We start from the raw sequence: 12,107 nt of genomic DNA, 5'->3' as shown, positions 1-12,107 counted from the left end.
AAAGAAACTATGGAACAAAACGAGCGAATCCGTTGTCTCATTATCGGTTCCGGCCCGGCCGGTTACACCGCAGCCATATATGCCTCACGGGCCAATCTGTCGCCCGTACTCTACGAGGGTATGCAGCCTGGCGGACAACTCACGACAACCAGCGAAGTAGAAAACTTTCCCGGTTATCCCGAAGGGATATCGGGCATGGATATGATGGAAGACTTGAAGAAACAGGCTGCCCGGTTTGGCGCCGACATACGTCGGGGCATCGCTACCGCCGCCGATTTCTCGACCCATCCCTATCGCATCACCATCGAGGGCGAGAAGGTTGTCGAAGCCGACACGGTAATCATCTCGACCGGGGCCTCGGCCAAATATCTGGGTCTCCCCGACGAGGCCAAATATGCCGGTTTGGGCGTATCGGCCTGTGCCACCTGCGACGGATTTTTCTACCGCAAGAAAATCGTAGCGGTCGTAGGCGGAGGCGATACGGCTTGCGAAGAGGCCGAATACCTGTCGCACCTCGCCTCGAAGGTCTATTTGATTGTACGCAAAAATTACTTGAGAGCCTCCAACATCATGCAGAAACGGGTCTTCGACAATCCCAACATCGAGATTCTGTTTGAGACCCAGACCGAGGGACTGTTCGGTGAGAACGGTGTCGAGGGAGCACATCTGGTCAAAGGCAAAGGTACCGATCACGAAGAGCGCTACGACCTGCCCATCGACGGTTTCTTCCTGGCCATCGGACACAAGCCCAACACCGATATCTTCAAAGGCTCGATCGAACTCGACGAAAACGGATACATTGTCACCCGTCCCTACACCACCGAGACCAATGTGCCCGGTGTATTTGCCGCCGGCGACGTGGCCGACCCCCGTTATCGCCAGGCCATCACGGCAGCAGCCTCGGGTTGCAAGGCTGCCATCGATGCCGAACGATATCTCGTCAACAACAACCTGTAAAGGAATTTATCTGAGCAGCTCAAAAGGAGGGAGAAATATTTCTTCCTCCTTATTTTTTCTTGTTCCAAAACTCGATTTATTATAAAAAATAAATGTTTTCACTCTTTTAAGAAACAATATATCAATTTTTTAGTTACTTTTGTGCTGTAAAACATAGTTATAAGGCAAATGGTCAAGAAAAGCACATTAGAGTCTATACTACAAGAAGAGATGTCTGATTTTTGGGCTCTGCTCGAAAGTGAAGAAAAACGCATTATTGCCGAAAATTTCAAGATTCAGAATTTCAAAAAGAACGAAATCATATACAGCGAGGGTGAAACACCCACGCAACTCATGTGCTTGCTCAAAGGGAAAGTAAAAATCTACAAAGACGGCGTGGGGGGTCGCAGCCAGATTATCCGGTTGATACGTCCGGTTCAGTACTTTGGCTACCGGGCCTACTTCTCGCGCGAGGCCTATGTAACGGCTGCCGCCGCTATTGAGAACTCGACCGTGGGATTCCTGCCCATGCCGCTGGTCGAGGAACATATACGCAAGAACAACGGGCTCGCCTGGTTCTTTATCAAGGAGCTCTCCAACGACCTGGGCATATCGGATGCCCGCACCGTAAACCTCACCCAGAAACACATCCGCGGCCGGCTGGCCGAGTCGCTGCTGGTTCTCAAAGAGAACTATGGTGTCGAGGAAGACGGGCTCACCCTCAACATCTATATGGCCCGTGAAGATTTGGCCAACCTCTCGAACATGACCACCTCGAATGCCATACGCACCCTCTCGAGTTTCACCAATGAAAAGATTATCACCGTCGATGGCCGACGCATCCAAATCATCGATGAAGAGCGGTTGCGCAAAATCAGCAAGTTCGGATAAACAATAAACATCTCATTTATCCCCCATAACCAACGAAGCTGTCGCCTCCACGAGAAACGACAGCTTCGCTTGTATCATACCGATTAATCATAGCTGTTCAAGAGAGTCGCCTGATGACTTTCCCCGACGAGGTCTCGGAAAACACCGGCAGATAGACGACCCGGCGAGGTACCTCGTAGCGATCGACCATCCCCCTGATGCGGGCAAGCAACGCAGCCTCATCGACCGATGACAGAGGCTCGCCCTCTATGGCCAGGGCCACACACTCGCCCCACTTCTCGTCGGCCCCCGCAGCAATGAAAAAGCGACGGGTAAACAGGCAGGCAATCTTCTGCTCGACCCGCTCGGGAAAAATTTTCACTCCTCCACTGTTGATTACATGGTCGTAGCGTCCTATCCAACGGAAGCTGCGCTCGCCGGTAAGCTCCACCACATCGTTGGTGACAAACTGCCGCAGGGTAAAGTGCGGAGTGTGAATGACCAGACAACCGCGGTCGTCGGTCGTGAAGGTGATACTACCCAAGGTCCGATAGTTCATCGTAGGGTCGCCTATGCGGCGCAGGGCTACGTGCGACACCGTCTCGGTCATGCCATAAGTGGCATAGGAGAGCACAGGCAGCTCAACCAAACGGGCTTCGGTAGCGGGCGAAAGCGGTGCTCCGCCAATGATAAGCGCCCCCACCCGAGCGAGCTTTGCCCGATGCTCGGCGTCGTTCAGCGACTCGACCACCTGTGCCGGAACCATCGCGGCAAAATCGACCGACTCATCGACAGTGGCCAGCGGCCGACTCGAAGGGGGTACTACCAGCAGATCGGCACCCGAGAGGATGGCACGCACAATCATCATTTTGCCGGCAATATAGTCGGGCGAGAGACACAGCAGCAGGGTCGTGCCCGCAGTGATACCGAAGAAATCGAGTGTGAGCCGGGCCGACTCCTCCATGTCCCGTTTCGACAGCTTCATGGGTTTGGGTGCCCCCGTAGAGCCCGAAGTGTGGCCCCACACAAAGTCGGCCGGCGAATACCATTCGTCGAGAAAATCGGCCACCTGGGGTGTAGCCACAGCCAACACCTCGTCGCGAGTGCGACACAAGCGATGGTTGAGCGTTATCTCCATAAGTCGGCCGGGAAATTCCATCCCTTGGCAGGATTGTACCGCACCACCTCGCCCACCTGCTCAAGAGGCGAGGCTATGTTGTTGGTATATAAAGCGCCGGTACCCAACCCTTGCGGCATCGTCAACGGGAGGGTGGCGGTAAACTGGGCAATAGCATTCAGCCCCACGTTCGACTCCAAGGCCGAGGTAATCCACCACCCGACACCGGCAGCCCGAGCGGCATCGATCCACTCGCGGGTACCCGAGAAGCCTCCGATGAGCGAGGGCTTCAGCACCACATATTGCGGAGCAATGGTCTTCAGCAACGTGGCTTTCGCAGCGGCACCGGTCACCCCAATGAGCTCCTCGTCGAGAGCCACCGGCAGGGGCGAGGCTTCGCACAACCGGGCCATTGCCTCCCACTGCCCGGCCCGTATAGGCTGCTCGATGGAGTGCAAGTCATAGGCCGAGAGACGCTTCAGGTACTCCAGCGCCCGGTCGGGAGCAAAGGCACCGTTGGCATCGACCCTCAACTCGATGGTATCGCGGCTGTACCGCTTGCGGATAAAGGCAAGCAGGTCGCACTCGTCGTCGAAGTCGATGGCTCCGATTTTCAGTTTGATACACGAGAATCCGGCTGCCAGCTTCTCTTCGATGCGGGCCGCCATGGTGCGTTTGTCGCCCATCCATATGAGACCGTTGATGGGGATAGCCCGCTGTCCGTCCACGAAATCAGAGGGATAGACAATCCCCTTCCCTCCGTTCTGCCAGTCGAGCAAGGCGGTCTCCAGGCCGAAGCGTATCGAACTCCAGGCCGCCAGGTCGAGGCTATCGTAACGGTCTATCTCGCGGCAAGCCTGCTGCAACACCTGCTCATACTCGGGACGGTCGTCGGCCCCGAGCCCTTTGAAGAGGGCACACTCGCCCACCCCGAAGCGACCGGGATCGGCATCGTCCCACACCTTCACCAGGTAGGTATCCTTCTCGGTGAGAATACCCCGGGAGGTACCGCTCGGTACCTTGAAGTGCAGTGTATAGGGAACGTAGCTCGCCTTCAACATCTTATCCGGGGAATTTGGGGAACTTCTGGAAATCGGGATCGCGCTTCTCGAGGAAGGCATTCTTGCCCTCCTGCGCCTCTTCCATGAGGTAGTAGAGCAACGTAGCGTCGCCGGCAAACTCCATGAGACCGCGCTGGCCATCGAGTTCGGCATTCAACGCCCGTTTAATCATCCGTATCGCCATGGGGCTGCGCTTCAGTATCGTCTGGCACCATTCGACGGTCTCCTCCTCCAGGCGGTCAAAAGGCACCACCTTGTTTACCAGGCCCATCTCCTCGGCCTCTTTGGCCGTATATTGGCGGCAGAGGAACCAGATTTCGCGGGCCTTCTTCTGCCCAACGATACGAGCCAGATAAGAGGATCCGAAGCCTCCGTCGAAGCTCCCCACCTTGGGGCCCGTCTGCCCGAATCGGGCATTCTCCGAAGCTATCGTCAGGTCGCACACCACGTGCAACACATGACCGCCCCCGATGGCATAGCCGTTGACCATGGCAATGACCGGCTTGGGTATCGAGCGAATGGCCTTGTGCAGGTCGAGTACATTGAGACGAGGCACCCCGTTCGCATCGATATAGCCTCCAATACCCTTTACCTTCTGGTCGCCACCCGAGCAGAAGGCCTTGTCGCCAGCACCGGTAAGCACCACCACGCCAATGTCGGGACGTTCGCGACAGATGGCCATCGCATCGAGCATCTCGTTGTTGGTCTGGGGTCTGAAAGCGTTATACACCTGCGGGCGGTTTATCGTGATCTTGGCGATTCCGTCGTAGTAATCGAAGAGTATATCCTCATACTCCTTAATGGGTTTCCAATCAAACTTTTTCATATCGTGTCACTTTTTAATATCTTGAATCTCTGCATTATTGCCGGGCCCGGCGGAAGTAACCTCGCAGCACCTCGGCATTATAGATGTGGGGGGTATGCACCGCCAGGATGGCCGGGCGTTCACTCTCGGCAAAGAACCGGGGCAACACCTCGGCTGCCGACGCCTCGTCGTCGATTGCGAAATAGCGCAGCCCGAAGAGGTCGGCATACTTCTCGACAGGAATATCGCGATGCACCTCGAAGCAGCGCTCCAGTTCGGGTAATCCCGCCGTAGGCTTGATAAAACGGAAGATACCGCCACCGCCGTTACACATGACAATGACTTTGAAACGGGGCGAGAGATAAGCCGACGAGAGGCCATTGGCATCGTAGGAGAAACTCATGTCGCCCGTGATGAATACCGTAGGCCCGTCGCCCACACAAGCGGCACCGGCGGCCGTCGAGGTAGAGCCGTCGATACCACATACCCCGCGGTTACAGTCGTTGCGGCTCACCTGCGGCGTGTCGAAGAGTTGGGCATATCGCACCGTCGTACCGTTGGAAAGCTGCAGGGCTGCACCGGCCGGGATAGCCGGCAGAATCATCGAAAAGGCCTTGAGGTCGCACCAGCCGATGCGGGTCATATAGTCGTCGTGCAACCGGGTAGCCACACGTTGCTTGTCGTGCCACAGGGCCGAATAGGAGCTATCGACCGGGGTTACCCGACGCAAAAGTGAGTCAAGGAAGGGGGCCGGTGCAGCCTCGATATGACGGGTGAGGGCTTGCAGGGTATCGACCACCCGATCGCCCGGCGAGATGCGCCAGTGAGCCTTTGGTTTATGCTGACGGAGAAAGGCCTTAATCATGCGCGACACCAGCGAACCGCCCAAGGTAATGAGCAGGTCGGGGGCGAAATCGGGCCACTCGCTCTTGTCGATTACCGAGTAAACCCGGTCGATCGTGGGGATGAACCGCTCGTCGTGTACATTGGCAAGACTCTCGGTGAGAACAACCACCTGGGGCAACGCAGCCAACCGCGAGAGGGCCTGGTTCAAAGCCTCGCTGGGTGGCATGAAAGCCGCCACGACAAGCACTTTGCGTGCCGACATGAACTCGTCGCACAAGAGTGCCATGGCCGCTTCGTCGGGCACACTGGCCGAGGGGACCCGCATGACCACACGTTCGGGCCGCGACGGCGCCTCGGTTTCGCCGGTAAGCGGTTCGGTAATGGAGAGGTTGATATGCACCGGTCCCGCTTCGCCCGCAAGAGCCGTGAGCAGGGCATCGTTCACGCAGCGGTTGAAATACCAGCCGTCGGTCGGCAACGTCCACTCGGCCCGCAGGTCGTACGACCGCTTGACAAAGTGCGACAAGGCGCCATACTGACGCAGGGTCTGGCCATCGTCCTGATCGATCCACTCGATGGGACGGTCGCCCGAGATGACAATCAGCGGAATATGCTGATAGTAGGCCTCGGCCACGGCCGGAGCGTAATTGAGCAAAGCGGTACCCGAGGTACACACCAGGGCTACCGGCTCGCCGCTTCGTTGCGACATGCCCAGTGCCATGAAGGCTGCCGTGCGCTCATCGACCACCACATAAGATTCGATTTCGCTACTTCTCGAGAAGGCCATCAGGAGCGGTGCATTTCTCGAGCCGGGCGAGAGGACCACCCGCTTCACACCCTGCTTTGCCAAAATCTCGACGAGGGCATTGCAGCCCTGTTTGTCTGTTGTCTTCATACGTTTTTGTTCGATTAATCGTTTATGACCGAGAGCAGGGTCTGTGCCTTGGCTTCGGTCTCACTCCATTCACTTGCAGGTTGCGACTGGGCTGTCAAACCGCCACCTACATACAATCTCACAGACCAATCGTCCACCTCCATGCAGCGCAGATTGACAAACAGGTGCATCCCGTCTGCCTGCACTGGTCCCAGATAGCCGCCATAGTAGCGGCGCCGGTGTGGTTCCACGCGATCAATCCAAACTTTCGCGGCCTCTTTGGGATATCCCCCGACGGCCGGTGTCGGGTGCAGAGCGCACAAAATATCGTTCAACTGGTTATTGTTCAAGTCACCTTCGACCGAGATGGGAGTACACAGATGCTCGACCTGTGCCGCCACTTTCGTAAAACGGCTCCTCACGACCGGGGTGAGCCCGCCATGTTCAAGGGCCGAGACAATCGTGTCGGCCACAATCTGCTGCTCCTCCCGCTCCTTCTCGCCCCACTCACCCGGGGTACCGGCCTTGCGGGTACCAGCCAGCGCCATGGTCGATAGTTTGCGACCGGCATAATCGAGCAGCGTCTCGGGAGTGGCTCCCATCCAGCGTCCATGCCCGGGCAGATGAACCCAACTGACAAAGGCCCCGGGGTATTTCGCCGCCAACCGCAGGAAAAGGTCGGCATCGGTGAGAGACGGGCGACGCAACGTAACGGTGCGCGAGAGGACCGCTTTGCGCAACTCGCCACGGCGCATGGCCCCGATGAGGGTCAAGGCCTGTTGTTCATACGAGGCATAATCGGTATCGCAGGTGGGCATAGGCTCATCGCTCGTAACGGAAGAATCGGCACAAAGGTTCAGCGACTCCAGGTCTATTGCTTCGGCCGGTATCGGTCGCACCGGGAAAAAGAATGAAGGCAAAGCTGCCGTATCGAAAGGGGCAAAGAGGAAACCCTCACCCCCACCAACGATGCCACCACCGGCAAGAGCTACCAGCGCATCGGCCCGACAAGCGCCCCAGTAAAAGACCGACTCGCCCGGCATTCTGAAGGCAAAAGCCGGGAAACACTGCGCAAGGCTCTGTCCGAAAGCCTGTGTCAAGAGAGTCGTTGCCCGAGAAGCGGGGTCCATGGCGACAGGCATTACTGGTTGTCGTTTACAGGTTCGGCCATGAGTTCATAGGGCATGGCATCGACAATCTTCACCCGACAGAATTCGCCAATGGGTAACGTGCGGGTCTTGGCAATGAGTACCTCGGGATCGACCTCGGGCGAGTCGTACTCGGTGCGACCTACATAATAGTCGTCTTCCTCGCGGTCCACCATCACGTCAAACTCCTGCCCCACCTTCGAGCGGTTGCTCTCGAGGGCAACCTCCTCCTGCAAGGCCATCAACTCGTCGAGCCGGGCCTGCTTCACCTCCTCGGGAATCGAGTCGGGGAAATGGTTGGCGGCATAGGTTCCCTCCTCCTCGGAGTAGGCAAAGGCTCCCATGCGCTCAAACCGGGCCTCGCGCACAAACTGCTTCAGCTCCTCAAAGTCCTCGTCGGTCTCACCGGGATAACCCACCATGAGGGTGGTGCGTATGTGGATACCGGGCACCTCGGCCCGGATGCGTTTCAGCAAATCATAGGTCTCCTGCTTGGTCACATGGCGACGCATGTCGGCAAGAATATGGTCGCTGATGTGCTGCAAGGCAATGTCGAGATAGTTGCACACATTGGGATGACGCCGCATCACCGGCAGAATCTCGTAGGGGAACTGCGAAGGATAGGCATAGTGCAGACGTATCCACTTCACCCCGGGAATCTGTGCCATGCGGTCGATGAGTTCGGGTAACTTCAGTTCGCCATACAGGTCGAGCCCGTAGGACGACAGGTCCTGGGCGATAATCTGGAACTCCTTCACACCGCGGGCCACCAGCGAGCGCACCTCGTCGAGCAGCTCGTCCATGGGATAGGATACAAAACGACCTGTAATAAGGGGTATCGCACAGTAGGAGCAGAAACGGTTGCACCCCTCGGCAATCTTCACATAGGCGTAGTGCGGGGGTGTGGTGAGCACACGGCCGAAATCCTTGGCGTCGTCGTTGCAGGCTCCCAGGTCGTGCAGCAGGTTGGTCCAGTCGAACTTCCCGTAGAACCTGTCCACCTCGGGAATCTCGGTCTCGAGCTCCTCGCGATAGCGCTGCGAGAGGCAGCCCATCACATAGAGGTGGCGTATCTTGCGGGCCTTCTTGGCCTCGACCATTTGCAGAATCATCTCGATCGACTCCTCCTTGGCGTCCCCGATAAATCCACAGGTATTGACCACCACATATTCGCTCGACACCTTTTCGGGGTCGTGACGCACTTTGTAACCGGCTTCGGAGAAACGATGCATGAGCCGTTCCGAATCGACCAGATTCTTGGAGCAGCCCAACGTAATAATATCGACGCTATTCTTTATCATCTTGACATTACATGAAAAAAAGACGGCTACGAGAGTCGATACTCGACTCCCCAGCCGTAAATGGGAAATTCAAAAATCAATCACCGAACAGGGAATCGACGAACTCTTTCCGGCGGAATACCTGCAAGTCTTCCATGCCCTCGCCCAACCCAATGTACTTGACGGGGATTTTGAAGTGGTCCGATATACCGATGACCACACCCCCCTTGGCCGTACCGTCGAGCTTGGTTATCGCCAGCTCGTTTACCTCGGTGGCTGCCGTAAACTGTTTGGCCTGTTCAAAGGCATTCTGCCCGGTCGAGCCGTCGAGCACCAGCAGCACCTCGTGCGGAGCCCCGGGCACGATCTTTTCCATCACCTTCTTGATTTTGGTTAGCTCGTTCATCAGGTTCAGCTTGTTGTGCAGACGACCGGCGGTATCGATAATCACCACATCGGCATTGTTGGCTTTGGCCGAGCTGAGGGTATCGAAGGCTACCGAAGCAGGGTCGGCCCCCATCTTCTGTTTCACCACGGGTACACCTACCCGCTCGCCCCAAATCATCAACTGCTCTACGGCGGCGGCCCTGAAGGTATCGGCGGCACCCAGATAGACGCTGTAGCCGCGCTTCTTGTACTGGTAGGCCAGCTTTCCAATCGTGGTCGTCTTGCCCACACCGTTCACGCCCACAACCATAATCACATAGGGTTTCTTGTCGGCAGGCACGGTAAACTCGCCCTCCTCTTCCACACCGTTTTCGGTCAAGAGCGCGGTGATCTCTTCGCGAAGAATACGATTCAGCTCGTTGGTATTGATATATTTGTCACGAGCCACCCGTTTTTCGATACGCTCGATGATGCGCAGCGTAGTCTCTACGCCCACATCCGAGGTAATGAGCACCTCTTCCAAATCGTCCAGAATGGCATCATCGACCTGAGACTTCCCGGCCACGATGCGGGCCAGTTTGGAAAACACGCCCTCTTTGGTTTTGGAGAGCCCTTTGTCCAGGGTCTCCTTTTTCTCTCTCGAAAAGAAATCAAAAAATCCCATATGTGAATATTTAATATGTCGTCGTGCAGAGCTACTGCACATTATGCAAAGCTATAAAATTATCATGGTAAAAAAAAACTTCCTTACACATTTTGTATAAGAAAGTTTTCTTTATATTGCGCTAATTATGACTTACTTACTCAGTACGTCCTTCACCGAGTCGTTGGGTACCATTTCCTCTTGGAACGTGTAAGCACCCGTTTTCGGCGATTTCACCATTTTAATCACTTTAGAATAAGTACGGCCTTCGCCTTTTTGCAACGATGCAACTGTTTTCTTTGCCATGGTTCAATCCTTCCTTATTTTATTTCTTTGTGTACAGTAACTCTTTTCAGAATGGGGTTGTATTTTTTCAACTCCAAACGCTCTGTGGTATTTTTTCTGTTCTTGGTGGTAATATAACGCGACGTTCCAGGCATACCACTAGCCTTGTGCTCCGTGCACTCAAGGATTACTTGAACGCGATTACCTTTTGCTTTCTTTGCCATATCTTAATACAACATTTTTACTTCAGTTAAATACCCATTTCCGGCAGCTTGTTTGAGAGCTGCGTCTAATCCCATTTTATTGATTGTACGAAGACCGGCAGCCGACAGTGTAAGCGTGATCCAGCAATCCTGTTCTACCCAATAAAATTTCTTCGTAAAGAGGTTGACATTGAATCTTCTTTTCGTTCTTCTTTTCGAGTGCGAAACGTTGTTGCCAACCATTGCTTTTTTCCCTGTAATTTGACAAATCTTTGACATCGCTATCTATTATTTTATTTGTTTTTTCTTACTGCTTTCGCAAACAGAGTGCAAAGTAAAGCATTTTAAGAATAGGTTCCAAATTTTTAGCCTATTAAAATAGAAACTTTTTCCGTTCACCCTACTCGGTGAGGAGCTGTACCAGCATGAGTAGTGCCGCTTGCGTGGCCCGCGAAATCACCTGCTCGCGGTCTCCTTCGAAGTGGAAACACTCGACTTTGTCGCGCGTGCCGTAACGGGCGGCAATCCACACCGTGCCTACCGGTTTCTCGACACTGCCTCCACCCGGACCGGCAATGCCCGAGGTGGCCACCGCACAATCGACCGAGAGCAACCGCTGCACACCGGCCGTCATCTGCAACACGGTATCGCGGCTCACGGCTCCGCACTGCTCGAGGGTCTGGGGCGAGACTTGCAGCACATGCTCTTTCACCTCATTGGCATAAGCCACGACACTGCCTTTGAAATAGGTTGAGCTACCGGCCACGCGTGTAATCTCGTGGGCTATGTTGCCGCCGGTGCAACTCTCGGCCGTGGCTACCGTCTCGCCTCGCCGGGCCAGGATGAGTCCCACGGCCCCGGCCAATGTGGTATCGGTATCGCAAAACAGATGCGGGCCCAACTGGGCTTTCAACTTGGCAAACTCACCGTCTATAACCGTCTGCAACTGGGTCTCGTCGTCGCCGCGGGCCGTAAGCCGCAGGCGGATAACACCGGGCGTGGGCAGATAGGCCAACTTGATGCAGGCAGGCAACTGACGCTCGAAATCGACAAGCGATTCGGAGAGACGCGACTCGGTAAAGTCCTTGACCAGACAGGTGCGGTGCAAGATGGCCGAGTGGTCGCTGAAGTGGTGACGCAACCGGTCGATAACGGTCTGTTGCATTACCGTCTTCATCTCCATGGGGACACCCGGCATCGATACCAATACCTTACCCTCGCGCTCGAACCACATGACGGGCGCCGTGCCCACCGGGTTCTCTATGACGGTGCACACGTCGGGCACATAGGCCTGGTCGTGTGTCGAGGTGTTCATCTGCAAATGGCGCCGACGAAAAATCTCCTCGACATGGGCACACACCGTCTCGTCGAAGACCATCTTGCCACCGAAATAGCGGCAGAGGGTCTGCTTGGTAATATCGTCTTTCGTGGGACCCAGGCCGCCGGTCATCAGCACCACATCGACTCGACTGAACGAACTGTCGAGCGCATCGGTAATCTCGCGCTCCCGGTCTCGCACGGTGGTAATTTCGGTAACCTCCCACCCCACATGATTCAACTCGCGGGCAATCCACCCCGAGTTGGTATCGGTGACCTGCCCGATTAGCAGTTCGTCGCCGATAACAATAATCTCGACATTCATGAGTTATGCA

13 protein-coding genes are annotated in these 12,107 nt (G+C 55.7%); 2 read left to right on the top strand and 11 right to left on the bottom strand.

The window, feature by feature from the left end; genetic code table 11:
* Nucleotides 1-9: 9 nt before the first annotated feature.
* Both trxB and B5G10_RS06515 read left to right on the top strand, forming a co-directional pair.
* Nucleotides 10-957 (top strand): thioredoxin-disulfide reductase, encoded by a 948-nt coding sequence (trxB, locus tag B5G10_RS06520; protein ID WP_087423926.1) that lies wholly within the window; start codon nucleotides 10-12, stop codon nucleotides 955-957.
* A gap of 168 nt (nucleotides 958-1,125) precedes the next feature.
* Nucleotides 1,126-1,827 (top strand): Crp/Fnr family transcriptional regulator, encoded by a 702-nt coding sequence (locus B5G10_RS06515; protein ID WP_087423925.1) that lies wholly within the window; start codon nucleotides 1,126-1,128, stop codon nucleotides 1,825-1,827.
* 97 nt (nucleotides 1,828-1,924) lie between these two features.
* Here the strand turns inward: B5G10_RS06515 and B5G10_RS06510 are convergent, their stop codons facing one another.
* The 11 genes from B5G10_RS06510 to B5G10_RS06460 all read right to left on the bottom strand — a co-directional run bounded on the left by B5G10_RS06510 (nucleotide 1,925) and on the right by B5G10_RS06460 (nucleotide 12,097).
* Entirely contained in the window at nucleotides 1,925-2,944 is a 1,020-nt protein-coding gene (locus B5G10_RS06510; RefSeq protein WP_241147728.1) for an AMP-binding protein, read from the bottom strand.
* Nucleotides 2,935-3,984 (bottom strand): o-succinylbenzoate synthase, encoded by a 1,050-nt coding sequence (locus B5G10_RS06505; protein WP_087423923.1) that lies wholly within the window; start codon nucleotides 3,982-3,984, stop codon nucleotides 2,935-2,937. The genes B5G10_RS06510 and B5G10_RS06505 overlap by 10 nt, the downstream gene beginning before the upstream one ends.
* A 1-nt stretch (nucleotide 3,985) precedes the next feature.
* Complete coding sequence (menB, locus tag B5G10_RS06500; RefSeq protein WP_087423922.1) at nucleotides 3,986-4,810, bottom strand: 1,4-dihydroxy-2-naphthoyl-CoA synthase; 825 nt, start codon at nucleotides 4,808-4,810, stop codon at nucleotides 3,986-3,988.
* 34 nt (nucleotides 4,811-4,844) lie between these two features.
* Entirely contained in the window at nucleotides 4,845-6,530 is a 1,686-nt protein-coding gene (gene menD, locus B5G10_RS06495; protein ID WP_087423921.1) for a 2-succinyl-5-enolpyruvyl-6-hydroxy-3-cyclohexene-1-carboxylic-acid synthase, read from the bottom strand.
* Between the two features lie 14 nt (nucleotides 6,531-6,544).
* Entirely contained in the window at nucleotides 6,545-7,639 is a 1,095-nt protein-coding gene (locus B5G10_RS06490) for a chorismate-binding protein (RefSeq protein ID WP_158098791.1), read from the bottom strand.
* Between the two features lie 11 nt (nucleotides 7,640-7,650).
* Nucleotides 7,651-8,958 carry a 30S ribosomal protein S12 methylthiotransferase RimO gene (gene rimO, locus B5G10_RS06485; protein ID WP_087423919.1) on the bottom strand — a complete coding sequence of 436 codons (1,308 nt, stop codon included), beginning with the start codon at nucleotides 8,956-8,958 and terminating at the stop codon, nucleotides 7,651-7,653.
* A 76-nt stretch (nucleotides 8,959-9,034) separates the two neighbouring features.
* Nucleotides 9,035-9,988, bottom strand: coding sequence for a signal recognition particle-docking protein FtsY (gene ftsY / locus B5G10_RS06480; protein ID WP_087423918.1), 954 nt, complete (start codon nucleotides 9,986-9,988; stop codon nucleotides 9,035-9,037).
* Between the two features lie 132 nt (nucleotides 9,989-10,120).
* A complete protein-coding gene (locus tag B5G10_RS06475) occupies nucleotides 10,121-10,273 on the bottom strand; it encodes a DUF4295 domain-containing protein (protein ID WP_087407675.1) in 153 nt (50 codons plus the stop codon).
* Nucleotides 10,274-10,287: 14 nt separating this feature from the next.
* Entirely contained in the window at nucleotides 10,288-10,476 is a 189-nt protein-coding gene (rpmG, locus tag B5G10_RS06470; protein ID WP_008861764.1) for a 50S ribosomal protein L33, read from the bottom strand.
* Nucleotides 10,477-10,479: 3 nt separating this feature from the next.
* Nucleotides 10,480-10,734 (bottom strand): 50S ribosomal protein L28, encoded by a 255-nt coding sequence (gene rpmB / locus B5G10_RS06465; RefSeq protein WP_087423917.1) that lies wholly within the window; start codon nucleotides 10,732-10,734, stop codon nucleotides 10,480-10,482.
* A 121-nt stretch (nucleotides 10,735-10,855) separates the two neighbouring features.
* Nucleotides 10,856-12,097, bottom strand: coding sequence for a competence/damage-inducible protein A (locus B5G10_RS06460; protein ID WP_087423916.1), 1,242 nt, complete (start codon nucleotides 12,095-12,097; stop codon nucleotides 10,856-10,858).
* Between the last annotated feature and the right edge of the window lie 10 nt (nucleotides 12,098-12,107).

The sequence above is a fragment of the Barnesiella sp. An55 genome (assembly GCF_002161555.1).
Classification (GTDB): Bacteria; Bacteroidota; Bacteroidia; order Bacteroidales; family Barnesiellaceae; genus Barnesiella; species Barnesiella merdipullorum.
Note: the sequence above shows the minus strand (reverse complement) of the source record. Positions and strands in the feature narration are given on the sequence as shown.

Excerpts from the sequence above, each read along its gene's own strand:
- trxB (WP_087423926.1), top strand. The coding sequence starts at position 10 with ATGGAACAAAACGAGCGAATCCGTTGTCTCATTATCGGTTCCGGCCCG.
- B5G10_RS06515 (WP_087423925.1), top strand. The coding sequence starts at position 1,126 with ATGGTCAAGAAAAGCACATTAGAGTCTATACTACAAGAAGAGATGTCT.
- B5G10_RS06510 (WP_241147728.1), bottom strand. The coding sequence starts at position 2,944 with ATGGAGATAACGCTCAACCATCGCTTGTGTCGCACTCGCGACGAGGTG.
- B5G10_RS06505 (WP_087423923.1), bottom strand. The coding sequence starts at position 3,984 with ATGTTGAAGGCGAGCTACGTTCCCTATACACTGCACTTCAAGGTACCG.
- menB (WP_087423922.1), bottom strand. The coding sequence starts at position 4,810 with ATGAAAAAGTTTGATTGGAAACCCATTAAGGAGTATGAGGATATACTC.
- menD (WP_087423921.1), bottom strand. The coding sequence starts at position 6,530 with ATGAAGACAACAGACAAACAGGGCTGCAATGCCCTCGTCGAGATTTTG.
- B5G10_RS06490 (WP_158098791.1), bottom strand. The coding sequence starts at position 7,639 with ATGGACCCCGCTTCTCGGGCAACGACTCTCTTGACACAGGCTTTCGGA.
- rimO (WP_087423919.1), bottom strand. The coding sequence starts at position 8,958 with ATGATAAAGAATAGCGTCGATATTATTACGTTGGGCTGCTCCAAGAAT.
- ftsY (WP_087423918.1), bottom strand. The coding sequence starts at position 9,988 with ATGGGATTTTTTGATTTCTTTTCGAGAGAGAAAAAGGAGACCCTGGAC.
- B5G10_RS06475 (WP_087407675.1), bottom strand. The coding sequence starts at position 10,273 with ATGGCAAAGAAAACAGTTGCATCGTTGCAAAAAGGCGAAGGCCGTACT.
- rpmG (WP_008861764.1), bottom strand. The coding sequence starts at position 10,476 with ATGGCAAAGAAAGCAAAAGGTAATCGCGTTCAAGTAATCCTTGAGTGC.
- rpmB (WP_087423917.1), bottom strand. The coding sequence starts at position 10,734 with ATGTCAAAGATTTGTCAAATTACAGGGAAAAAAGCAATGGTTGGCAAC.
- B5G10_RS06460 (WP_087423916.1), bottom strand. The coding sequence starts at position 12,097 with ATGAATGTCGAGATTATTGTTATCGGCGACGAACTGCTAATCGGGCAG.